The 21632-nt window shown below is 60.8% G+C and carries 23 protein-coding genes and 1 pseudogene; 6 read left to right on the top strand and 18 right to left on the bottom strand.

Annotated features, from left to right (window positions below; genetic code table 11):
* Positions 1–35 precede the first annotated feature (35 nt).
* From V3W27_RS08820 to V3W27_RS08790, 7 genes and pseudogenes are all read right to left on the bottom strand, one after another.
* On the bottom strand, positions 36–194 hold the full coding sequence (locus tag V3W27_RS08820) for a KGG domain-containing protein (RefSeq protein WP_003222499.1): 159 nt from the start codon (positions 192–194) through the stop codon (positions 36–38).
* A gap of 118 nt (positions 195–312) precedes the next feature.
* Positions 313–1662, bottom strand: a complete 1350-nt coding sequence (locus tag V3W27_RS08815; RefSeq protein ID WP_330206403.1) for a sensor domain-containing protein — start codon at positions 1660–1662, stop codon at positions 313–315.
* A gap of 79 nt (positions 1663–1741) precedes the next feature.
* The gene (locus V3W27_RS08810; protein ID WP_097086642.1) at positions 1742–2380 is read right to left on the bottom strand and encodes a LysE family translocator; all 639 of its coding nucleotides are present in this window, start codon (positions 2378–2380) and stop codon (positions 1742–1744) included.
* A gap of 60 nt (positions 2381–2440) precedes the next feature.
* A pseudogene (fos, locus tag V3W27_RS08805) lies at positions 2441–2856 on the bottom strand (fosfomycin resistance glutathione transferase).
* Positions 2857–2860: 4 nt separating this feature from the next.
* Complete coding sequence (locus tag V3W27_RS08800; protein WP_330206402.1) at positions 2861–3577, bottom strand: hypothetical protein; 717 nt, start codon at positions 3575–3577, stop codon at positions 2861–2863.
* Between the two features lie 37 nt (positions 3578–3614).
* A complete protein-coding gene (locus V3W27_RS08795; protein ID WP_330206401.1) occupies positions 3615–4349 on the bottom strand; it encodes a hypothetical protein in 735 nt (244 codons plus the stop codon).
* A 22-nt stretch (positions 4350–4371) separates the two neighbouring features.
* The gene (locus V3W27_RS08790; protein ID WP_330206400.1) at positions 4372–5283 is read right to left on the bottom strand and encodes a LysR substrate-binding domain-containing protein; all 912 of its coding nucleotides are present in this window, start codon (positions 5281–5283) and stop codon (positions 4372–4374) included.
* Positions 5284–5360: 77 nt separating this feature from the next.
* On the opposite strand from V3W27_RS08790, the gene V3W27_RS08785 reads away from it, so the two are divergent.
* Positions 5361–5849, top strand: a complete 489-nt coding sequence (locus V3W27_RS08785; protein ID WP_330206399.1) for a DMT family transporter — start codon at positions 5361–5363, stop codon at positions 5847–5849.
* 146 nt (positions 5850–5995) lie between these two features.
* Here V3W27_RS08785 and yiaY read toward each other — a convergent pair whose 3' ends face one another.
* Positions 5996–7144 (bottom strand): L-threonine dehydrogenase, encoded by a 1149-nt coding sequence (yiaY, locus tag V3W27_RS08780; RefSeq protein ID WP_330206398.1) that lies wholly within the window; start codon positions 7142–7144, stop codon positions 5996–5998.
* A 153-nt stretch (positions 7145–7297) separates the two neighbouring features.
* On the opposite strand from yiaY, the gene V3W27_RS08775 reads away from it, so the two are divergent.
* Positions 7298–8317, top strand: coding sequence for a DUF4917 family protein (locus V3W27_RS08775; RefSeq protein ID WP_330206397.1), 1020 nt, complete (start codon positions 7298–7300; stop codon positions 8315–8317).
* 100 nt (positions 8318–8417) lie between these two features.
* Here V3W27_RS08775 and V3W27_RS08770 read toward each other — a convergent pair whose 3' ends face one another.
* Complete coding sequence (locus V3W27_RS08770) at positions 8418–8960, bottom strand: helix-turn-helix domain-containing protein (protein WP_330206396.1); 543 nt, start codon at positions 8958–8960, stop codon at positions 8418–8420.
* Positions 8961–9066: 106 nt separating this feature from the next.
* On the opposite strand from V3W27_RS08770, the gene V3W27_RS08765 reads away from it, so the two are divergent.
* Positions 9067–9849 carry an aldolase gene (locus V3W27_RS08765; protein ID WP_103368249.1) on the top strand — a complete coding sequence of 261 codons (783 nt, stop codon included), beginning with the start codon at positions 9067–9069 and terminating at the stop codon, positions 9847–9849.
* A 22-nt stretch (positions 9850–9871) separates the two neighbouring features.
* Positions 9872–10756, top strand: a complete 885-nt coding sequence (locus V3W27_RS08760; protein WP_330206457.1) for a dihydrodipicolinate synthase family protein — start codon at positions 9872–9874, stop codon at positions 10754–10756.
* Between the two features lie 123 nt (positions 10757–10879).
* Here the strand turns inward: V3W27_RS08760 and V3W27_RS08755 are convergent, their stop codons facing one another.
* From V3W27_RS08755 to V3W27_RS08745, 3 genes are all read right to left on the bottom strand, one after another.
* Positions 10880–11224 carry a YegP family protein gene (locus V3W27_RS08755; RefSeq protein WP_330206395.1) on the bottom strand — a complete coding sequence of 115 codons (345 nt, stop codon included), beginning with the start codon at positions 11222–11224 and terminating at the stop codon, positions 10880–10882.
* Positions 11225–11419: 195 nt separating this feature from the next.
* Positions 11420–11725 carry a ribbon-helix-helix domain-containing protein gene (locus V3W27_RS08750; RefSeq protein ID WP_202369457.1) on the bottom strand — a complete coding sequence of 102 codons (306 nt, stop codon included), beginning with the start codon at positions 11723–11725 and terminating at the stop codon, positions 11420–11422.
* A gap of 13 nt (positions 11726–11738) precedes the next feature.
* Positions 11739–12320: a DJ-1/PfpI family protein gene (locus V3W27_RS08745; RefSeq protein WP_064586386.1), complete on the bottom strand. Its 582-nt coding sequence runs from the start codon at positions 12318–12320 to the stop codon at positions 11739–11741.
* A gap of 281 nt (positions 12321–12601) precedes the next feature.
* Here V3W27_RS08745 and V3W27_RS08740 point away from each other — a divergent pair, with 281 nt between their 5' ends.
* Positions 12602–13507, top strand: a complete 906-nt coding sequence (locus tag V3W27_RS08740; protein ID WP_330206394.1) for a DMT family transporter — start codon at positions 12602–12604, stop codon at positions 13505–13507.
* 59 nt (positions 13508–13566) lie between these two features.
* Here V3W27_RS08740 and V3W27_RS08735 read toward each other — a convergent pair whose 3' ends face one another.
* The 4 genes from V3W27_RS08735 to V3W27_RS08720 all read right to left on the bottom strand — a co-directional run bounded on the left by V3W27_RS08735 (position 13567) and on the right by V3W27_RS08720 (position 17092).
* Positions 13567–14784, bottom strand: coding sequence for a class I SAM-dependent methyltransferase (locus V3W27_RS08735; RefSeq protein ID WP_330206393.1), 1218 nt, complete (start codon positions 14782–14784; stop codon positions 13567–13569).
* A 282-nt stretch (positions 14785–15066) separates the two neighbouring features.
* Complete coding sequence (locus tag V3W27_RS08730; RefSeq protein ID WP_330206392.1) at positions 15067–15684, bottom strand: TPM domain-containing protein; 618 nt, start codon at positions 15682–15684, stop codon at positions 15067–15069.
* 33 nt (positions 15685–15717) lie between these two features.
* Complete coding sequence (locus V3W27_RS08725; RefSeq protein WP_097086621.1) at positions 15718–16470, bottom strand: TPM domain-containing protein; 753 nt, start codon at positions 16468–16470, stop codon at positions 15718–15720.
* 13 nt (positions 16471–16483) lie between these two features.
* Positions 16484–17092, bottom strand: coding sequence for a LemA family protein (locus tag V3W27_RS08720; protein WP_007963199.1), 609 nt, complete (start codon positions 17090–17092; stop codon positions 16484–16486).
* Positions 17093–17350: 258 nt separating this feature from the next.
* Between V3W27_RS08720 and bglX the strand changes: the two genes are divergently transcribed.
* Positions 17351–19642, top strand: a complete 2292-nt coding sequence (gene bglX, locus V3W27_RS08715; protein ID WP_139055284.1) for a beta-glucosidase BglX — start codon at positions 17351–17353, stop codon at positions 19640–19642.
* A 134-nt stretch (positions 19643–19776) separates the two neighbouring features.
* Here the strand turns inward: bglX and V3W27_RS08710 are convergent, their stop codons facing one another.
* Both V3W27_RS08710 and V3W27_RS08705 read right to left on the bottom strand, forming a co-directional pair.
* Positions 19777–20934 carry a phospholipase D-like domain-containing protein gene (locus V3W27_RS08710; RefSeq protein WP_096797057.1) on the bottom strand — a complete coding sequence of 386 codons (1158 nt, stop codon included), beginning with the start codon at positions 20932–20934 and terminating at the stop codon, positions 19777–19779.
* Between the two features lies 1 nt (position 20935).
* Entirely contained in the window at positions 20936–21526 is a 591-nt protein-coding gene (locus V3W27_RS08705; protein ID WP_202369460.1) for a YceI family protein, read from the bottom strand.
* Positions 21527–21632 lie beyond the last annotated feature (106 nt).

The raw sequence follows: 21632 nt of genomic DNA, 5'->3' as shown, positions 1-21632 counted from the left end.
GCACCCCCGCCTCTCAATCAAAACTACCTCACCGACTACTTCGACTTCTGAGCTGGCTTGCGGCCCATTTCGGTTTTCGCAGGCTCTTTGTCGACCGTCGTGGTGGTGGTTTTCCCACCTTTGCGACCGGCTTCAGAGGCCTTGGTTCGATCGTTGGCGAAGTTTCCCGAGTTCGAGTTTCTTGAGTTAGGCATGATTCTCTTCCTCTTGGTGTTGATCGTTGGCGAGCAGATGCCCGCCTAGATTGAGAATTGCCGGACTGCCAAAGGTTTAGAAAAGTTGCCCGCGCCGCGACGAACGGCGCACACTGTTTCAGCTATCCACCGCCCGATGATTGAGGCGTTTGGCGGCGTACATCGCTTGGTCGGCATGCCGGAACAATTGTTGCTCCTCACTGCCATGTTCGGGATAACGGGCCACGCCGATGCTCGGTTCGATATGCAGGTTGTGACCGTCCAGGCGCATCGGCTGCACCAGCACCTGGCGGATTTTTCCGGCCACGCTGTCGGCGTCTTCAGCGGCGTGAACGCTGTGCAACAGCACCACGAATTCGTCGCCACCGATGCGCGCCACGGTATCGGTGTCGCGTACGCAGCCCTTGAGCCGACTCGCCACCGTTTGCAGCAGCATGTCGCCGACCGCATGGCCAAAGGTGTCGTTGACCTGTTTGAAGCGATCCAGATCGACGTACAGCAGCGCCATGTTTCCCGAGGTATCACGGGCAGCGGCCAGCGCAGCCTTGAGGCGGTCTTTGAGCAACCCGCGATTGGGCAACTGGGTCAGTTGATCGTACTGCGCCATGCGTTTGAGCCGCGCGTGCAACTGCTGGCGCTCGATGGCGGTGGCGACCTGGGCGCAGACGTATTGCAGCAGTTCCTTGTCCTGCTCGGTGTAACGCTCGCCGCCCGGCAGGCTTTTGACGATCAGCGCACCGATGGTGCCGTTCTTCGAATTCAGCGGCACACCGAGCCAGCACGGTGAGTCCTGCCCCGCCACCAGCGCCGCGAAGTCGGGCGAGGCGTCGGGGCTGTCCGGCGTCAGCAGAATCGGCTGACCGCTGCGGATGACCTGCGCACACAAACGCCCGGTGACGGTGCCCGGTTGCTCGGGCTGCAATTCGTGATCGTCGACGTGATAAGGAAAATTCAGCTGCGCACAGTGCTCGTCGTACAGCGCCACGGAGAAATTCAGCGCCGGCAGCCACTCACCGATGATCAGGTGGATGCGCTTGAACAGCGCCAGCAAGTCTTCGGCGACATGCGCCGCTTCGGAAATCGCATACAGCGCAGCCTGACGCGATTCCGCCTGCTTGCGCTCGGTGATGTCGCGGGCCACGGCGATGCGCAGTTGATCGACCTCCGACCAGCGCGCCGACCAGAGGATGTTGACGATGCGGCCATCCTTGCGCACGTAACGGTTTTCAAAGTTGTGCTTGGGTTCGCCGCCCATGATGTCGTGGGCGGCGGCCAAGGTGCGCTGGCGGTCTGCGGGATGCACCAGTTCGATCATCGACCGGCCGATCAACTCGTCAGGCGTATAACCAAAAATACGCTCGCAGGCAGCACTGACAAAAACGAAACGGCCCTGCCTGTCCACCGCGCAGACGGCATCGAGCAACAGGTCCATATAACTCGCCAACGGCGCGGAATTTCGGCTTTCCATGGTTCAGCGTGGGTGTCCGGACAATGCAGCACTGTTCAACCATCCCTGACCCTTTGTTCACGCATCCCTGCACACAACTTCAAGCCTTGTTCGGCAGCAATCCCGGTAGTGCGTGCATCAGTGCGTTGATCGCAAAACCGATGAACATCACGCCACACAAACGCGTGATCATCAGCTCGTGGCGCTGATACAGCGTGCGCACCCGTCGGGCGCCGACAACGCCGATCAAGATAGCGTAAGCCAGCAATCCGCCGAGAAAGCTCAGGGCGATCAGCCCTGGCAGCATCGACCAGTTGAGCAGTTCGGCGCGGCTCGACAGCAGCGCGGTAAATGTCGCCACCGCCACCGGGTACGCCTTGGGATTGGTCAGGCCGAACAGGATGCCGTGCCAGAACGGCTGACGCGCTGCGCCCTGTGGCTGATCAGCGCTGCGCCGCTGGGCCCGCACTGCACGCCAGCCGAGCCAGAACAGGTACAAACCGCTGAGCACACCCAGCACATCGAACGCGGTGCTGCCGATCTCGCGGGCACCGACGATGGCGATCAGCGCGGTGCTGCACCAAACCACATCGCCAAGCAGATGCCCACAGAGAAACCCGGCCCCGGCCCGTCGCCCATGCGCCGCACCGATGCCGAACACCGCCAGAACACCCGGCCCGGGCGTGATGCCGTATATGAAACCCGAGGCCAGAACGGCCATTAGCAGCGATGGAGTCATGGAAAACCTGCTGGCGCCAGTACAAATGATGGCCAGTCTATATCAGCCCAATGTGTCTGATCACGACGCGTCGTAAAAACGCATGCCCGTGTACGGTTTCAACCGACAGGCTGCCAGTCGCGAAGCCAGATCACCGACGTGAACCTCAAGCTTGTGGCCATCAGGGTCAAGAAAGTAGAACGACGCACCTTCGCTGCGGTTGTCGCGCCATTCCTTCACATTCGCCGCTTTTAGCGTCTGCACAAACAACGGAAAATCTGCCTCGGCGAGGCTGAACGCGTAATGATGTAGTCGACGGACGGCTCGGTGGTGCGCTGCGCCTCCAGCGACAGACACAACCACAGCCCCGGCAGCGAAAGGTAGGCACCGGCATCCCATGTGGCTTCGACGCGTAGACTCAATACATCGCGATAGAACGCCAGGCTGCGGGGCAAATCACTGACGGCGAGGGTCAGGTGGTTGAGGCCGGTAAGCATGGGGTCAGTAACCTCTGAAGTCTTCAGGAACGTTGTACTGCTGGCCATCGTACGTCAGGGTGATCTGCTTTTTCTTCAGCTCGGTGGTGTTCGATACGCACTGATTGCCGGACTTGGTGTTTTTCATTTTACTGCCGGTGGTGGTGACGATCAGATCGGCGAAACCATTGTGGCTCGTTGGAGCGATCTCGAGGGTCCGGCGGATTTTTTTGCTGTAGCCCTCGCAGTCATTCACGAACTCACCGTTGTCCTTGAAGACCACCAGGCCTTCAAGCACCGGACGTAACTCGTCGCCCTCGCGCACATACAGCACCAGATCGGTTTTCTCGTAGGGAATGGCATGGGAACTGTGGACGAACTTGGCTCGCAGCCCAAAAGCGCGGATATCCGGCGTCAAACGGTAGCGCGCCGTGTCGATGCGCACATCATCCAGACGCACGGCATCAGAGTTGTAGGCGCCCGGCTTACGGTAGGTGGCGATGGGTTTGGCGTTGCTGGCATTGAGGAGCGCCAGGTCCAGATCGAACGCCCCGGCATCGTCACCACCAGAATCGGCCAGATAGGTGGATTTGACCGAAATCGCCTGACTCGGGAACGCCGGCCAGACGTTGCAGCGTGACATGGATTTGCCGTCGAAACTCTTGGTGGTGCAGGCGGCGTGGGCTTGGGTGGTGATGGCCAGCAAACCGAAGGCGATCAGGAGTCTGGTGGGGTTAAGCATGGTTCTTCCTTGATAAGTGTCGTGTCTGGCTGGCGGGTTACAGGCCTTGGAAACCGTTTGGCAAAACGTATGATTTTCCGTCGTAGTGCAATGTTGTCAAAACGGGTTTGTTGTCAGTGGTTTTAGTTTTACATGCGTCTCCCGTCCCCAAACTTGTTGTGTCTTTCTCCAAGGTTTTGACAATCAGATCTGCATAGCCGTGAGAGCTCGTTTTAGCGATTTCTACCGTTCTTGAAATCTCATATCGCTCGCCTTCGCAGTCACCATCCCACTCGCCGCCATACCGATAAACCACTAATTTATCCAATACCGGGCGCAATTTTTCGCCCTCTTTCACGTAGAGCGAAAGCAGGTTTTCTTCCATCGGATTGATCCGGGATCCATTAGTGGATAACGCACGTACGCCAAAGGCACGAAGATCGGTAGTCAGTGTGTAGCGAGCCGTATCGAGCGTTATTTCTCGCAAACTGACGCCATCCAATACAAATGCAGCCGCTTTGTAATAAGTCGCAATGGGTTTCGATTGAGCGGTGTCCAGAACGGACAAGTCGAAATCGTAGGTACTCAGCGCTTCTGGGTCATCAGATGGGGATCCGCGCTTAAACTGTGCAGTGGCGTTGATGGTTAATCCTGGATATGCAGGCCACTCCTTGCAGACAGAAAGATCCAGATCTCCTGCCATCGGTGTTGGCACGCAACCAGCCAACACCTGCCCCGCCATCAACCACCCACTCAGGGCCACCCAGCCGATCCATCCAGACTTCACTGGCACATCCCACTCCTTGATAACGTTTTCAGCCGCGCACTATCCCCTCCTCAATCATGCGATTCAACCAGTTCAACGCCTGATCCCCACCCCGGCGCTTATGCCACGCCAGCACAAACGTGAACGGCGCAATCTCGAACGGTGGCGGCAGCACAATCAATTCCTGCTGATCAATCTCGCACACGCTGCGCGACGACACCGTGAGAATCAGATCCGTACCGCTGATCAACTCGGGGGCGACGTTCCAGTGCGGCAGGCTGATGGCGACGCGGCGGCGTTCGCGCAATGAAGTCAGCGCCCGTTCGATTTCCGGGGTGCCGCTGCCGCGCATTTCCAGCAGAACATGCGGGCGCGACAGGTAGGTCGGCAAATCCAGTACGCCGTCGGCCGGCAAGCTGCGGCGATCCAGCAGGCAGACGTAGCGCTCTTCGAACAGCACGCTGCTGCGCAACTCGTTGGGCATTTCCGGGAACACCCCGGCGGCCAAATCGATGTCACCGTTGAGCACACCCTCCAGCATGCCCTCGCGGCTCGCATGGCTGATCTGCAGGTCGATGCCCGGGGCCTCTCGGCGCAAGATGCGGATCAGCCCGGGCAGGATGATGGCCGCGCCGTAGTCGGACATCGCCACACGAAAGGTTCGCCGCGCAGTGGCCGGATCGAACGTGTTCGGCGCCAACAGCGATTGCACCTGGGCCAACGCTTCGGCCAGTGGCGCAACCAGTTCCAGCGCCCGCGCCGTAGGCACCAGCGTCGAACCGGCGCGCACCAGCAGCGGATCGCCGAGCAAGTCGCGCAGCCGCGCCAGCGCATGGCTGACCGCCGGTTGACTCAGGTGCAGCCGCTCGGCAGCGCGGGTGACGTGTTGCTCGCTGAGCAAAGCATCGAGGACCACCAGCAGGTTTAGATCGATACGGCGTAGATCATTCATCTTGTGCATGTTCTGGATGACAAAACGGAATTTAAATCTGCGCGACGAATACCCTAGAGTCCAGCAAAACCTGTTGGAGAGTGAGCATGAGTACGTTGCAGTGGGTTGGCTTTTTGCTGCTGGCCGCGTTTGCCGGGGCGGTGGTGCCGTTTCAAAGTGCGATCAACAGCAATCTGGCGCGGGGGCTTGGCCATCCGCTATGGGCAACCTTGGCCTCATTGCTGGTGAGTGCTTTGGTGCTGTTGCCGGTGATTCTGGCGTTGCGCCTGCCGCTGCCGTCGCTGGGTTTTATCAGCAAGGCGCCGTTGTGGATGTGGGCTGGCGGTGCGTTCGGCGTGTGCTTTGTGGCGCTGGCGGTGATGTTGCTACCGAAGCTCGGCGCGTCGGGGTTTGTTGCGCTGGCCTTGGCCGGCCAGGTGATTGCGTCGATGCTGCTGGATCACTTCGGGTTGTTTGGGCTGGTGGAGAAACAGCTGACGGCATCGCGGGTGTTGGGCGCGTTGCTGCTGATTGGCGGGGTGGTGTTGATTCAGTTTGGTGGGGTGTTTGAGCGGAATGTGGCGGCGGTTGGCTGATCTGAGAGCTCATGGTTTTGTGGTGTTGACGAGTCAGTCTTCGCGAGCAGGCTCGCTCCCACAGTTGATCGCATTTCAACTGTGGGAGCGGGCTTGCTCGCGAAAGGGCCGGTGAGTTCGGCTAAAAAATATCAGGACGGCGCATCTCAAAACGCGTTACGGAAAATCTCCTCGATCTGCCGCTGATCCGCCGCCCGTGGGTTGGTCAGGCCGCATGCATCTTTCAGCGCGTTGGTGGCAAGCACGGGGATGTCGCTGAGCTTGGCGCCGAGTTCACGCAGGCCACCCGGAATCTCGACGTCCTTGGCCAGACAACGGATCGCGTTGATCGCCGCCTGAGCGCCCTCTTCCGGGCTGAAACCACGGATGTCCGCACCCATGGCGTGAGCGACGTCAGTCAGGCGTTCGGCACAGATCAACGCGTTGAAGGTCTGCACATGCGGCAGCAGCACGGCGTTGCACACGCCATGGGGCAAGTCGTAGAAACCGCCCAACTGGTGGGCCATGGCGTGCACGTAGCCAAGCGATGCGTTGTTGAACGCCATGCCGGCGAGGAACTGCGCGTAAGCCATGTTTTCCCGCGCCGCGAGGTCGCTGCCGTCACGCACGGCCAGGCGCAGGTTGTTGCTGATCAGGGTCATGGCCTTCAGCGCGCAGGCGTCGGTGATCGGGTTGGCCGCAGTCGAAACGTAGGCTTCGATGGCGTGGGTCAGCGCGTCCATGCCGGTGGCGGCCGTCAGGCTTTTCGGCATGGCGACCATCAGCGCCGGGTCGTTGACCGACAGCAGCGGCGTGACGTTGCGGTCGACGATGGCCATTTTCACGTGGCGCGATTCGTCGGTGATGATGCAGAAACGGGTCATCTCGCTGGCGGTGCCGGCGGTGGTGTTGATGGCGATCAGCGGCAATTGCGGCTTGCTCGATTGATCAACGCCTTCGTAGTCGCGGATCTGCCCGCCGTTGGTCGCACACAGGGCAATGCCCTTGGCGCAGTCATGGGGCGAACCGCCGCCCAGCGACACCACGAAATCGCAGCGACTGTCCTTGAGCAGCGCCAACCCGGCCTCGACATTGGCAATGCTCGGATTCGGTTTGGCGCCGTCGAAGATCATCGAATCGATGTCCTGCATCGCCAGTTTTTCGGCAAGCATGGTCGCCACGCCAGCCTTGGCCAGCCCCGCGTCGGTGACGATCAGCGCCTTGCGAAAACCGTAGTTGCGGATCGCAACCATGGCTTCGTCGAGGCATCCGTTGCCCATGATGTTTACGGCCGGAATGAAAAAGGTGCTGCTCATGCGCGTCTCCTGACTGGGGCCGAATCGACTGCTCCGATACGGCGGATGTGCACAGGATCGACTGATCGGTCACCACCGATGTTGATCTGGCTCAATGCCCGCTCGTGATAAAGTCGCCGTCCATCCGCCCTTTGTTTTGAGACTGCCCACGCAATGACCGATTTTCTGGACGTCGATGCCACCCTCGAAGACTGGAGCGCCCTGCGCGCCACCGCCGACTTCAACGGCCTGCTGGTGGGCAATGGCGCCAGTCGCGCGGTGTGGGACGATTTCGGCTACGACTCGCTGTTCGAAAACGCGCGCACCGTGGAAGAGAAACCGCTGAGCCCGTCGGAACTGAGCGTGTTCGACGCGATGCAGACGCGCAGCTTCGAGCAGGTACTCGGCGCGCTGAAAACCACCAGCCGGGTCAACAAGGCGTTGGCCGTCAGCTCGGCCGCACCGCGCAATCGCTACTATGCGATCAAGGAAGCGCTGATCAACACCGTGCACGCGGTGCACATTCCATGGCGCCTGGTGCAGGCCTCGACCCTGGCCACGCTCAATGAAGAACTGGCGCGGTATCGCACGGTGTTCACCACCAATTACGACCTGCTCAGCTACTGGGCGATCCAGCACCGCAGCGAGGCGATCGACGACCTGTTCAACGGTCCCGACGCCAGTTTCGATCTGAGCGCAAGCAGCAGCGCCAAACCGCGTCTGTTGTATCTGCATGGCGGTCTGCACCTGGTGCGCAATCAGGACGGCACCGCGCGCAAACTGACCTCGACCGAGGGCACCCTGCTCGGCAGTTTCGCGATCAACAACACAATCAAGACGCTCGACGACGTGCCGCTGTTCGTCAACGAAGGGCCGAGCGCAGACAAGCTCAAGACCATTCGCAGCTCGGATTATCTGTCGTTCTGCTATGAGCAGTTATTGGGCCACGCGCAGAACCTGTGCATCTTCGGTCATGCCTTGGGCGAGCAGGATGCTCACATCGTCAGGGCGCTGCGTCTGGCGAAACCGGCGAGCGTGGCGATCTCGATTTATCCGCGCAGTGCGGCGTTCATTCAGCACCAGAAGCGGCATTACGCGAAGGTGTTCGAGGGCACCGGGATTGAGTTGCGGTTTTTTGATGCGAAGACGCATGCGTTGGGTAATCCGAAGTTGTCGGTGCCGGTCGAGGTTTGATGTAAACCGGACTGACGCTTTCGCGAGCAAGCCCGCTCCCACAGGGGGAATGCATTCTAAATGTGGGAGCGGGCTTGCTTGCGAAGCTTTTTCTGGCGGCTCATTCTTCGCTGCTGTGCACCACCACCAGCAACTGCGCCTGCACCTCGCCCACCGATCTGATCCGGTGCGGCTTCTGCGCATTGAAGTGCAGCGCATCGCCACGTTCGAGCAGCACCCGCTCGTTCATGAAATCCACTTCCACCTGCCCTTCGTGGACGAACAGAAACTCCTCGCCCAAGTGCTCCTTGAAGGTCTTGTCGGTGAATTCGCGCGGCGGGTAGATGATGAACGGCAGCAGGTTGCGCTCGCTGACCTGATGCGCCAGCACCGCATACCCCGGGCTCTGATCGTTGGCCGCCAGTGACTGGCGTTCGTGGTTGCGTACCAGGCTGTAGCTGTCGAGGCTGACGTTGTCTTCGGAGAACAATTCCTCGACCTTCACGTTCAGCGCCTTCGCCAGTTTCAGCGCGGCCGCAATCGACGGGGTGTTCAGCCCGCGCTCGACCTTCGACAGATAACTCTTGGTCATGCCGGATTTTTCCGCCAGCGCCTCAAGTGTCACGCCAAGTTTTTTTCTCAACAATTTCAAACGGATAGACATGCGCAGCAGTTATTCCATCAAGGAAACGACGATTGATGCTTGCTTATGACACTTTGTGTCATATAGGCTCTTTAGTGTCATTTGCAATCACCCAAAGGACACAGACATGGCCAAGACATTAGCACTACCCAAAGAGCAACTGGTCAAGCAAGCGCTGACCCAGATGCAAAACACGCTGGCGGATAATACGTGGACTGACCGGCAAAAGCTGGCGCTGACCTGCCGGATCCTGTTCGAGAGCGGTCATGACTCCGGTCTGGCCGGGCAGATCACCGCTCGCGGCCCACAACCGGGGACCTATTACACTCAGCAACTGGGCCTGGGTTTCGATGAAATCACCGCGAGCAATCTGCTGCTGGTCAACGAAGATCTGGAAGTGCTCGAAGGCCACGGCATGGCCAACCCGGCCAACCGTTTCCACAGCTGGGTCTACCGCGCCCGGCCGGACGTGAACTGCATCATCCACACGCACCCGACGCACATTGCCGCGCTGTCGATGCTGGAGGTGCCGCTGCAGATTTCCCACATGGACCTGTGCCCGCTGTACGACGACTGCGCGTTTCTCGAAGGCTGGCCGGGCGTGCCGGTGGGTAACGAAGAGGGCGAACTGATTGCCGGTGCACTGGGCGACAAGCGCGCGATTCTACTGTCGCACCACGGCCAACTGTCGACCGGCAGCACGATCGAAGAAGCCTGTGTCATCGCCCAACTGATCGAGCGCGCCGCCAAACTGCAGCTGCTGGCGATGGCCGCCGGCACGATCAAACCGATCATTCCGGCGCTGGGGCGCGAGGCCCATGACTGGGTGTCGAAACCCAAACGCCACGCCGCCGCCTTCAACTACTACGCCCGGCAGAACCTGCGCCAACACGCCGATTGCCTGAACTGATTTCAGCTTTTTCCGGAGACTCATCATGTCCAATATTCACGGCATCATCGGCTACACCATCACCCCGTTCGGCACCCACGGCGAAGGCCTCGATCTGCCGGCGCTCGGCCAATCGATCGATCGTCTGATCGACAGCGGCGTCCATGCCATCGCCCCGCTCGGCAGCACCGGCGAAGGCGCTTACCTCAGCGACGCCGAGTGGGATCAGGTCGCCGAGTTCAGCATCAAGCACGTGGGCAAACGGGTGCCGACCATCGTCAGCGTGTCCGACCTGACCACCGCCAAAGCCGTACGCCGCGCACGCTTCGCTGAAGCCCACGGCGCCGACGTGGTGATGGTGCTGCCGGCGTCGTACTGGAAGCTCACTGAAGCGGAAATCCTCGCGCACTACCGCGCCATCGGCGACAGCATCAGCGTGCCGATCATGCTCTACAACAACCCGGCCACCAGCGGCACTGACATGTCGGTGGAGCTGATTCTGCGCATCGTCAATGGCGTGGAAAACGTGACCATGGTCAAGGAGAGCACCGGCGACATTCAGCGCATGCACAAGCTGCAATTGCTCGGCGACGGTCAGGTGCCGTTCTACAACGGCTGCAATCCGCTGGCGCTGGAAGCGTTTGCCGCCGGCGCCAAGGGTTGGTGCACCGCCGCGCCGAACCTGATCCCGCAGCTGAATCTGGATCTGTATGCGGCTGCGCTGGCCGGTGATCTGGAACGGGCACGGGAGTTGTTCTATCGCCAGTTGCCGCTGCTGGACTTCATTCTCAAGGGCGGTTTGCCGGCGACGATCAAGGCCGGATTGCGCGAAACCGGGCTGGAAGTCGGCGCTCCACGACTACCGGTGTTCCCGCTGAGCGAAGCAGGGCAAGCTCAGCTAAAAGCGATCCTCAAGACCCTGCGCTGACACACAAACCCAATGTGGGAGCGGGCTTGCTCGCGAAGGCGTCGTGTCAGTCGACATCTCCATTGACTGATCCACCGCCTTCGCGAGCAAGCCCGCTCCCACATTTTTGCTCTTCTGTGTTCTTCACAGCACCGGCAAGGTCTTGTCCTTGATCACTTTGCTCGGCCCATTGGCCTTGACGCTGGCGATACCTTTGGCACACGCGGCGTCGTTGGAATAGGACTCACTGCTGCCGATGATCTGCTGGTTGGCGGCCTTGAGGTTGAAGTAAGGATGACCATCCTTGGTGGTCTTTTTCTCGTAGCGTTCATCCAGCGGGCTGTTGCTCTGCACCGAAGCAATGCCGTTGTCGGCAGCCGCGCGGGTGGTATAGAGCTCGCTGGTGAGAATGGTTTCAGCGTTGGCGGCCTTCAGCACAAACCTGAACTGGCCGTTGCTGCTTTTGCTCACTTCGTACCATCCGGACATGCTCGTTTCTCCTTGGCGGTTGAAAGGTTTTGCGCCAATGAGTAAAGACCAGCCCATGACTTCTGTCGCCTGTAATGGCCTCTTCGCGAGCAAGCCCGCTCCCACAGTAGATCTCCAGTGATCACAAAAATAGGTGAGCACTCGGCAATCAATGTGGGAGCGGGCTTGCTCGCGAAGGGGGCGACTCGCAATCAGCTATTTCACCACTGCTCGCACCACCGACAACTGCGGCTCCATCACCCGCCGCTGACTCAGATACCGCGTGCAACTCACCCGCAGGAACGAGGCAAAATTCACCACCTCGCCGCGATAATCCATCACCTCTTCATACAGCTTGGCGATCAGTTGATTGGTGGTCATGCCATCGACTTCGGCGATTTCGCTGAGGATGTCCCAGAACTGGTTTTCCAGGCGCAGCGTCGTCACCACGCCGCAGATGCGCAGCGAGCGCGAGCGGGATTCGTAGAGAATCGGGTCGGCCTTGACGTAGAGCTCGCACATCGGCGAATCCTCGTTACAGGGTGATCTTGGTGCCGAGCAGGCCGAGGAAACCGGCCAGCCAGTTCGGATGCGCCGGCCAGGCTGGCGCAGTCGCCAGATTGCCCTGAACGTGGCCGTCGGTCACCGGGATATCGATGAACGTGCCACCGGCCAGGCGCACTTCCGGGGCGCAGGCCGGATAGGCGCTGCATTCGCGACCTTCCAGAACGCCCGCCGCCGCGAGCAACTGCGCACCGTGGCAGACAGCGGCAATCGGCTTGCCAGCCTTGTCGAAGGCGCGCACCAGCTCCAGGACTTTTTCGTTCAGGCGCAGGTATTCCGGCGCTCGTCCCCCGGGGATCAGCAGCGCGTCGTAATCGGCCTCGGCGACCTTGGCGAAATCAAAGTTGAGGGCAAACAGGTGACCCGGTTTCTCGCTGTAAGTCTGGTCGCCTTCGAAGTCATGGATCGCGGTGCGCACAGTCTTGCCCGCAACCTTGTCCGGGCACACGGCGTGCACAGTGTGACCGACCATTTGCAGGGCCTGGAACGGCACCATCACTTCGTAGTCTTCGACGTAATCGCCGACCAGCATCAGGATTTTTTTCGCGGCCATGGGGAGGACTCCTCTGGGAATGGGCTTGCAGGAGTATTCAAGGTAGACCTTATCGGTTGGGGCGGGTAACAACCGGCTACTACCTCGAAGACCGCGTTATCGTTCTTCGCGAGCAGGCTCACTCCTACAGGGGAATGCATTCCAATTGTAGGAGTGAGCCTGCTCGCGATAGCGTCCGCAAACTGTACGCCTAAGTCTGTGCCTAGCTGTAACAGCCCGACCCGCCCGGTTCATGGCTAGATGAAGCCACCTTCCTGTCACCTTCAATTCTGGTCACTCACATGTCCTCGCGCGAAAACACCGGCATGGCCCTCGGCCTGCTCGGGGTTGTGATTTTCAGCCTCACCCTGCCCTTCACCCGGATTGTGGTGCAGGAACTGCATCCGCTGCTCAACGGCCTCGGCCGCGCGCTGTTCGCGGCGATTCCCGCGGCAGCGTTGTTGTTATGGCGACGCGAGAAGTGGCCGAGCTGGCAGCAGATCAAAGGCCTGAGCCTGGTGATCGCCGGGGTGATTCTCGGCTTCCCGGTGCTGTCGGCGTGGGCCATGCAGACCTTACCGGCGTCCCACGGCGCCCTGGTCAACGGTTTGCAGCCGCTGTGCGTGGCGCTGTATGCCGCCTGGCTGTCCCATGAACGCCCGTCGAAAGCCTTCTGGGCCTGCGCCGCACTGGGCAGTGCGCTGGTGCTCGGCTACGCGTTGTACACCGGCGCCGGGAGCATTCAGGCCGGTGACTTGTTGATGCTCGGCGCAATTGCCGTCGGCGGTCTGGGGTATGCCGAGGGTGGCCGGTTGGCCAGGGAAATGGGCGGCTGGCAGGTGATCTGCTGGGCGCTGGTGCTGTCGACGCCGCTGCTGATCGGGCCAGTCTTGTATCTGGCGCTGCAACATCACGGTGCAGTGTCAGCCAAGGCCTGGTGGGCGTTCGGCTACGTGGCACTGTTTTCGCAGTTTCTCGGCTTCTTCGCCTGGTACGCCGGGTTGGCGATGGGCGGGATCGCGCGGGTCAGTCAGATCCAGTTGCTGCAGATCTTCTTCACCATCGCGTTTTCGGCGCTGTTCTTTGGTGAACATGTCGAGCCGATTACCTGGGTGTTTGCCTGCGGGGTCATCGCAACGGTGATGCTTGGGCGCAAGACCGCCATCAAACCCCATGTGGGAGCGAGCCTGCTCGCGAAGGGGCCATAACAGCCAGCAGCATCCTTGGCTGGCACTCCGCGTTCGCGAGCAGGCTCGCTCCCACAAGGTCAGGCGAGAAAGCCGTCGGCGCGCAGCAGGGTTTCCAGACAGTGCTCGCTGATGTTGTAGAAATCCTTGAGCTCCTGAATCTTCACCAGCAACTGAGCCGGGTCCACCGGCTCGGCGCGTTTCACCGCGAGAATCATCTTGTTCTTGTTGGTGTGTTCCAGCGAGATGAATTCGAACACTTTGGTCTCGTAACCGCAGGCTTCGAGGAACAGTGCACGCAGGCTGTCGGTGACCATTTCCGCCTGTTGGCCCAGGTGCAGACCGTATTGCAGCATCGGCTTGAGCAGCGCCGGACTCTGGATCTGCAGGCGGATCTGTTTGTGGCAGCACGGCGAGCACATGATGATCGACGCGCCGGAACGGATGCCGGTGTGGATCGCGTAGTCGGTGGCGATGTCGCAGGCATGCAGGGCGATCATCACGTCCAGTTCGCTCGGCGCCACGCTGCGCACGTCACCGCACTTGAACACCAGCCCCGGGTGCTCCAGTTTCGCCGCGGCGGCGTTGCACAGGTTGACCATCTCTTCGCGCAGCTCGACGCCGGTGACTTCGCCTTCGGCCTTGAGCGTGTTGCGCAGGTAATCGTGGATGGCGAACGTCAGGTAACCCTTGCCCGAGCCGAAGTCCGCCACCCGCACCGGTTTGTCCAGCGCCAGCGGTGACGAGGTCAGCGCGTGGCTGAAGACTTCGATGAACTTGTTGATCTGCTTCCACTTGCGCGACATCGCCGGGATCAGCTCGTGCTGCGCGTTGGTCACGCCCAGGTCCTTGAGGAACGGTCGGCTCAAGTCCAGAAAACGGTTTTTCTCACGGTTGTGCTCGGCGGACGGCGCTTCACGCAATTGCTGAGGTTTGCTCTTGAACAGTGAACTCTTGCCCTTTTTGCTGTATTCGAGCTGGGCTTCGTCGGTCACGGTCAGCAAATGCGCATTCTTGAACGCGGCCGGCAATAGCTCGGCAATCACCGCCACGCCTTCGCTCAGCGGCAGATTCTTGGTGATGTCGCGGGTCTTGTAGCGATAGACAAACGACAGGTTTGGCTGCGTCTTGACCGTCACCGCTTTGATGATGATCCGCTGAAGATCCGCCTCTTCACCCACGTACTTGGCCAGCACCAATTTGATGAAGCCGTTGTGTTCGAGGCTGGTTTGCAGCAGCTCGATGAACTGGGCGTGATGATCGGGCGCGGGCTTGAGGGAGGGGGCGGTAACGGACATGGAAAAGCGGCCTCGGACGGGCGAAATCGGGAATGGCAGGTATTTTAGGGGGGATGGCGCTTGGGGACACGCTCTTATTTACCCAACGGCACAAGAACTCAGCGCACTGCCTGGCCCCTGTGGGAGCGGGCTTGCTCGCGAAAGCGGCGTATCAGGCGACATCGATGTTGAATGTCAGACCGTATTCGCGAGCAAGCCCGCTCCCACACTGGCTCGGCGTAATCCGGCCATATGTATCAGACAGGCCTTGTTCAGCGGGACCGGAAAGAACCGCACCCAGACTCAGCCCAACACAATCAACCGATTGGGCAATTCATTCCTCACCTGCGTTACCGGCACGTGCACCTTGAGCAGTTCCCCACAGGCATCGATGCAGGTGACAAAGCCCTCGAGCGTGCGCCCCTGCCGCACCTGCTCGGTGAACGCGGCGACGATCGCGTCCCAGCTTTTGTTGTCCAGCCGCCGGGAAATCCCCTCGTCCACCAGAATCTCCACGTAGCGCTCGGCCTCGCAGACAAAGATCAGCATCCCGGTGCTGCCGACGGTGTGGTGCAGGTTCTGTTCGAGGAACTGCCGCCGCGCCAGGTTCGATGCGCGCCAGTGACGCACGCGGCGCGGGATCAGATGAGTGGTGATTTTCGGCAGGCGAAACAGCAGGCACAGGACGATGAACAGGCCCCATTGCACCAGCAACAGGCTGTGCATGGTCAGCCAGCCGGTCAGGTAATGGACGATGCCCGGCACCAGCAGCGCCAGCAGGCTGGCCCACAGCAGCGGGATGTACGCGTAGTCATCGGCGCGGGCCGCCAGCACGGTCACCAGTTCGGCGTCGGTATCGCGCTCGACCCGGGCGATCGCCTCGGCGACTTTGCGTTGTTCGTGTTCAGTCAGTAATGCCATGTCGAAAAGTGCCTGATCATTATTGTTGTGTGTTCACCAGCCGCCGGACGAACCGCCGCCGCCGAAACTGCCCCCGCCGCCGCTGAAGCCCCCGCCTCCACCGCCACCGCCAAATCCACCACCGCCGAAACCGCCCCCGCCTCCGGAGCCGCCACGGCCGGCGGGAAGGATACCGAGCATCTGGCAGACAAACACGGTCAGGATGAACAACACCACCAGAAAAACGAACAACAGCGGATGCCGCGAGACAAAATCGCTCTGCGGATCGCCGCTCGACTCGTACACCGTCGACGGTTCGTCCAGCGGATTGCCGCCGAGCACCACCAGCATCGCCGCCACGCCGTCGCTGATGCCCTTGCTGAAATTGCCGGCCTTGAACGCGGGGGTGATCACTTGATGAATGATCACCGAACTCTGTGCATCGGTCAGCCGATCTTCCAGCCCGTAACCGACTTCAATGCGCAGTTTGCGCTCGTCCCGGGCGACGATCAGCAGCGCGCCGTTGTTCTTGTCTTTCTGGCCGATGCCCCAGTGCCGGCCCAGTTGTACGCCGTAATCCTCGATGGTGGTGCCCTGCAGATCAGGCACCGTGACCACCACCAGTTGCTCGCCGGTGGCCTGCTCGTGAGCCTGCAATTGCTGGCTCAACTGGGCGCGCACCGACGGCTCGAGCATCTGCGCCTCGTCCACCACCCGCCCGCTCAGCGCCGGGAACGTCAACTCGGCCCGGGCGCTGACGGCGAACAGCCACAGCATCAGCACCAGGCCTATCTTCAACACACGCATGGGCAACCTCGAATCAGAACTTCACTTCCGGGGCCTTTTCCGCACCGGGGGTGGTGGCTTCGAAGGTTTCGCGAATCGGCAGGTCGCTGTACATCACGCTGTGCCAGAGGCGCCCGGGAAACGTGCGGATCTCGGTGTTGTATTTCTGCACCGCCAGAATGAAATCGCGCCGCGCCACGGCAATCCGGTTTTCCGTGCCTTCGAGCTGCGATTGCAGGGCAAGGAAGTTCTGGTTGGCCTTCAGGTCCGGATAACGCTCGGAGACCACCATCAAACGGCTGAGCGCGCCACTCAACTGATCCTGAGCCTGCTGGAACTGCTTGAGTTTTTCCGGATTGTCGAGGGTGCTGGCATCGACCTGGATCGACGTCGCCTTGGCCCGCGCCTCGACCACGGCGGTCAGGGTCGCCTCCTCATGCTTGGCGTAGCCTCTGACGGTCTCCACCAGGTTGGGGATCAGGTCGGCACGGCGCTGGTACTGGTTCTGGACCTGGCCCCAGGCCGCCTTGGCCTGTTCATCGAGGGTCGGGATATTGTTGATGCCGCATGCGGTCAACAAAGTGGCAAGCACCAGCAGCGTGGCGACCTGCAGACGCGAGCGGTAGGTTGGACTGACATTCATCAAAGTGATGCTCCCTGGCATATTTCATAAAAAACCGACCGTGAAACCTTCTGCATCAGCGGTTGGGGCATAATCGGCCGCGCCACTGGATTGCAACGGGCCGATGGGCTAAAAAGAGGCCCTGCGCAAACGCAGCCGAGTGTCGGCGGGCGTTTTTGGCTCGGTCATTTTGAGCCTGCACCCGAACAACAATAGTCGCTCCCTAACTTTTGGCTGGCCGGCATTGCATTGCCGCTTGGGCCCTTGAGAAAAATATTCATGAAGAAGCTGTGTTTGCTGGGCCTGTTCGTCAGCCTGGCCAGTCATCAAGTATTGGCCGCCACGACCCCGGTACCCCTGGAAAACAAGGACGCGTTCATCAGCAATCTGATGAAACAAATGACCCTCGATGAAAAGATCGGCCAGTTGCGCCTGATCAGCATCGGCCCGGAAATGCCCCGTGAGTTGATCCGCAAAGAGATCGCTGCGGGCAACATCGGCGGTACGTTCAACTCGATCACCCGCCCGGAAAACCGTCCGATGCAGGACGCGGCGATGCGCAGTCGCCTGAAGATTCCGATGTTTTTTGCGTACGACGTGATCCACGGTCACCGTACGATTTTCCCGATTCCGCTGGCCCTGGCATCGAGCTGGGACATGGACGCCATCGGTCAGTCCGGGCGCGTTGCCGCCAAGGAAGCCGCGGCCGACAGCCTCGACATCACCTTCGCGCCGATGGTCGACATCTCCCGCGATCCGCGCTGGGGCCGCAGCTCCGAAGGGTTCGGTGAAGACACCTACCTGACCTCGCGCATTGCCAAAGTGATGGTCAAGGCCTATCAGGGCGACACGCCGAGCGCGGCTGACAGCATCATGGCCAGCGTCAAGCACTTCGCCCTGTATGGCGCGGTCGAGGGCGGGCGCGACTACAACGTCGTCGACATGAGCCCGGTGAAGATGTACCAGGACTACCTGCCACCGTACCGCGCGGCGATCGACGCCGGTGCCGGCGGGGTGATGGTGGCGTTGAACTCGATCAACGGCATTCCGGCCACCGCCAACACCTGGCTGATGAACGACCTGCTGCGCAAGGACTGGGGCTTCAAGGGCCTGGCCGTCAGCGACCACGGGGCGATCTTCGAGCTGATCAAGCACGGCGTGGCCGCCGACGGTCGTGAAGCGGCGAAGCTGGCGATCAAGGCCGGCATCGACATGAGCATGAACGACACCCTGTACGGCAAAGAGCTGCCGGGGCTGCTCAAGTCCGGCGAGATCGAGCAGAAAGACATCGACAACGCCGTGCGCGAAGTGCTCGCCGCCAAGTACGACATGGGCCTGTTCAAGGACCCGTACCTGCGCATCGGCAAGGCCGAGGATGATCCGGCCGACACCTACGCCGAAAGCCGTCTGCACCGCGCCGAGGCCCGTGACGTGGCACGCCGCAGCCTGGTGCTGCTGAAGAACCAGAACGACACCCTGCCGCTGAAGAAAGACGCGAAAGTCATGCTGGTCGGTCCATTGGCCAAGGCGCCGATCGACATGATGGGCAGTTGGGCCGCCGCCGGTAAGCCGGCGCAATCGGTGACCCTGTTCGACGGCATGAGCTCGGTGATCGGCGACAAGGCGAATCTGATCTACGCCCGTGGCGCGAATATCACCAGCGACAAGAAGGTGCTGGATTACCTGAACTTCCTCAACTTCGACGCCCCGGAAGTGGTCGATGATCCGCGCCCGGCCAACGTGCTGATCGACGAAGCGGTGAAAGCGGCCAAGGACGCTGACGTGATCGTCGCCGCTGTGGGCGAATCCCGTGGCATGTCCCACGAATCCTCCAGCCGCACCGACCTGAACATCCCGGAAAATCAGCGCGAGCTGATCCGTGCCCTGAAAGCCACCGGCAAACCGCTGGTACTGGTGCTGATGAACGGCCGTCCGCTGACCATCCTCGAAGAGAACCAGTCGGCTGATGCGATTCTGGAAACCTGGTTCAGCGGCACCGAGGGCGGTAACGCGATCGCCGACGTGCTGTTCGGCGACTACAACCCGTCGGGCAAACTGCCGGTGACCTTCCCGCGTTCCGTGGGCCAGATCCCGACCTACTACAACCACCTGAGCATTGGCCGGCCGTTCACGCCGGGCAAACCGGGCAACTACACCTCGCAGTATTTCGATGACACCACCGGTCCCCTGTTCCCGTTCGGTTACGGCCTGAGCTACACCCAGTTCACGCTGAGCGACATGGCGCTGTCGTCAACCACGCTGAACAAGACCGGCAAGCTCGATGCCAGTGTCACCCTGAAAAATACCGGCAAACGTGACGGCGAAACCGTGGTGCAGCTGTACATCCAGGACGTCGCCGGTTCGATGATTCGCCCGGTGAAAGAACTGAAGAACTTCCAGAAAGTCATGCTCAAGGCCGGCGAACAGAAAGTCGTGCACTTCACCATCACCGAGGATGACCTGAAGTTCTACAACGCCCAGCTCAAGTACGCGGCCGAGCCTGGCAAGTTCAACGTGCAGATCGGCCTGGATTCGCAGGATGTGACGCAGCAGAGTTTTGAGTTGCTGTAATTATTCAGGCAACACATAAACCCCTGTAGGAGTGAGCCTGCTCGCGATAGCGGTCTATCAGCCAGATCAATGCTGAATGACACGACGCCATCGCGAGCAGGCTCACTCCTACATTTGGTTTTGGTGTGTGGCTGCTAGCCGCGTCTGTCGAGGATATTGACCACCAACCGATCCACCCAGCCCCAAACCCGCTGCTTCACCCGCCGCCACAACGGCCGGCGCTGCCACTCCTCCAGACTGACCTGCTGACTCAGACCGAAATCCTTCTCGAAACTCTGCACCACCGCTGCCGTCAACGACGGGTCCAGTGCCTCCAGATTCGCCTCCAGATTGAAACGCAAGTTCCAGTGATCGAAGTTGCACGATCCGATACTCACCCACTCGTCCACCAGGACCATTTTCAGATGCAGGAAGCACGGCTGGTATTCGAAGATCTGCACCCCGGCCTTGAGCAGGCGCGGGTAGTAGCGATGGCCGGCGTAACGTACCGACGGGTGATCGGTGCGCGGCCCGGTGAGCAGTAGCCGGACGTCGACACCGCGAGCAGCAGCCTTGCGCAGCGAGCGGCGGATTTTCCAGGTCGGCAGGAAATACGGGGTGGCCATCCAGATGCGCTTCTGCCCGCTGTTCAGTGCACGAAATAGCGACTGCAGAATGTCGCGATGCTGACGGGCATCGGCATAGGCCACACGGCCCATGCCCTCGCCCATGTCCGGCACCTTGGGCAAGCGAGGCAGGCCGACATGCGCCGACGGTTTCCACGCCCGGCGATGGCGGTTGGCGATCCATTGGCGGTCGAACAGCACTTGCCAGTCGAGCACCAGCGGGCCGCTGATTTCCACCATCACCTCGTGCCATTCGCTGCTGTCCTGCCCCGGCGTCCAGAACTCATCGGTGACACCGGTGCCACCGACCACCGCCAGACGCTGATCGACCAGCAGCAATTTGCGGTGATCACGATAGAAGTTGCCGACCCAGCGCCGCCAGTTCAGGCGATTGTAGAAACGCAGTTCGACCCCGGCCTTGGTCAGACGCTGACGCAGGTGCAGGGTAAACGCGAGGCTGCCGTAGTCATCGAACAGGCAGCGTACCCGCACGCCGCGCTCGGCGGCCTGGACCAGCGCCTGAACCACGGCCTCGGCACAAGCGCCCGCCTCCACCAGATACAACTCCAGTTCGACCTGCTCCTCGGCGCGGGCAATTTCCACCAGCATGCGCGGGAAGAATTGCGGGCCGTCAATCAACAGTTCGAACCGGTTGCCGTCACGCCAAGGGAACACCGCGCCGCGCATGTCAGCGCGCCGTAAAAATCAGCACCGCACCCACCGGCACCGACAGACTGATGGCCGATAAGCCGGCCAGGTTGCGCAGGGTTTCCAGCCCCGGCGCCAGATCGAAATCCTCGGCGTTGATCACCAGCGGTTCCAGGGTCACCACTTGAAAACGTCGGTCATCGAGACGGGTGGCCAGCAACTCTGCCGGGTATTCATGTTGCTTGCCGTGCAGGTTGACGGTCAGCGGCAGACGCAATTCCAGCTGCGCACCGGGGGCCAGATCGTTGATCGGGCGCAGGTCGATCCGGGTGCTGATGGTCGCTTCGGGGAATTGCTCGATCTGGAACAGCTCCTTGCGCATGCGCTCGTCGCGCAGCGGGATGCCGCTGTTGATCGAATCCAGCTCGACTTCGACTTCAGCGCGGCCATCCGGATCGACCTTGCCGTGCAGCACCAGAAAGCGCTGCACTTCAGAAATGTGGGCGTTTTTCGTGCTGACGAACGACAGCCGCGACGACTCGCCATCCAGATACCAGTTGGCCTGCGCCGGCAGCGCGGCAGCGGCCAGCAGCAGACTGGCGAAGGCTTTACAGAGGGAGCGGTTGAACATTGAACACTCGTTGGGCGATAAACCTGCACGAACCTTAACCGCCCACGCCGTTATTGCAAACTGATCGCCGCAAATCTATCGATTGGTGAAACCTCCTGTGGGAGCG

The sequence above is a fragment of the Pseudomonas sp. AM14(2022) genome (assembly GCF_036346455.1).
Lineage (GTDB): Bacteria > Pseudomonadota > Gammaproteobacteria > Pseudomonadales > Pseudomonadaceae > Aquipseudomonas > Aquipseudomonas putida_A.
The sequence above is the reverse complement of the archived record's forward strand: the minus strand, read 5'-3'. Positions and strand labels throughout refer to the sequence as shown.

Excerpts from the sequence above, each read along its gene's own strand:
- V3W27_RS08820 (WP_003222499.1), bottom strand. The coding sequence starts at position 194 with ATGCCTAACTCAAGAAACTCGAACTCGGGAAACTTCGCCAACGATCGA.
- V3W27_RS08815 (WP_330206403.1), bottom strand. The coding sequence starts at position 1,662 with ATGGAAAGCCGAAATTCCGCGCCGTTGGCGAGTTATATGGACCTGTTG.
- V3W27_RS08810 (WP_097086642.1), bottom strand. The coding sequence starts at position 2,380 with ATGACTCCATCGCTGCTAATGGCCGTTCTGGCCTCGGGTTTCATATAC.
- V3W27_RS08800 (WP_330206402.1), bottom strand. The coding sequence starts at position 3,577 with ATGCTTAACCCCACCAGACTCCTGATCGCCTTCGGTTTGCTGGCCATC.
- V3W27_RS08790 (WP_330206400.1), bottom strand. The coding sequence starts at position 5,283 with ATGCACAAGATGAATGATCTACGCCGTATCGATCTAAACCTGCTGGTG.
- V3W27_RS08785 (WP_330206399.1), top strand. The coding sequence starts at position 5,361 with ATGAGTACGTTGCAGTGGGTTGGCTTTTTGCTGCTGGCCGCGTTTGCC.
- yiaY (WP_330206398.1), bottom strand. The coding sequence starts at position 7,144 with ATGAGCAGCACCTTTTTCATTCCGGCCGTAAACATCATGGGCAACGGA.
- V3W27_RS08775 (WP_330206397.1), top strand. The coding sequence starts at position 7,298 with ATGACCGATTTTCTGGACGTCGATGCCACCCTCGAAGACTGGAGCGCC.
- V3W27_RS08770 (WP_330206396.1), bottom strand. The coding sequence starts at position 8,960 with ATGTCTATCCGTTTGAAATTGTTGAGAAAAAAACTTGGCGTGACACTT.
- V3W27_RS08765 (WP_103368249.1), top strand. The coding sequence starts at position 9,067 with ATGGCCAAGACATTAGCACTACCCAAAGAGCAACTGGTCAAGCAAGCG.
- V3W27_RS08755 (WP_330206395.1), bottom strand. The coding sequence starts at position 11,224 with ATGTCCGGATGGTACGAAGTGAGCAAAAGCAGCAACGGCCAGTTCAGG.
- V3W27_RS08750 (WP_202369457.1), bottom strand. The coding sequence starts at position 11,725 with ATGTGCGAGCTCTACGTCAAGGCCGACCCGATTCTCTACGAATCCCGC.
- V3W27_RS08745 (WP_064586386.1), bottom strand. The coding sequence starts at position 12,320 with ATGGCCGCGAAAAAAATCCTGATGCTGGTCGGCGATTACGTCGAAGAC.
- V3W27_RS08740 (WP_330206394.1), top strand. The coding sequence starts at position 12,602 with ATGTCCTCGCGCGAAAACACCGGCATGGCCCTCGGCCTGCTCGGGGTT.
- V3W27_RS08735 (WP_330206393.1), bottom strand. The coding sequence starts at position 14,784 with ATGTCCGTTACCGCCCCCTCCCTCAAGCCCGCGCCCGATCATCACGCC.
- V3W27_RS08730 (WP_330206392.1), bottom strand. The coding sequence starts at position 15,684 with ATGGCATTACTGACTGAACACGAACAACGCAAAGTCGCCGAGGCGATC.
- V3W27_RS08725 (WP_097086621.1), bottom strand. The coding sequence starts at position 16,470 with ATGCGTGTGTTGAAGATAGGCCTGGTGCTGATGCTGTGGCTGTTCGCC.
- V3W27_RS08720 (WP_007963199.1), bottom strand. The coding sequence starts at position 17,092 with ATGAATGTCAGTCCAACCTACCGCTCGCGTCTGCAGGTCGCCACGCTG.
- bglX (WP_139055284.1), top strand. The coding sequence starts at position 17,351 with ATGAAGAAGCTGTGTTTGCTGGGCCTGTTCGTCAGCCTGGCCAGTCAT.
- V3W27_RS08710 (WP_096797057.1), bottom strand. The coding sequence starts at position 20,934 with ATGCGCGGCGCGGTGTTCCCTTGGCGTGACGGCAACCGGTTCGAACTG.
- V3W27_RS08705 (WP_202369460.1), bottom strand. The coding sequence starts at position 21,526 with ATGTTCAACCGCTCCCTCTGTAAAGCCTTCGCCAGTCTGCTGCTGGCC.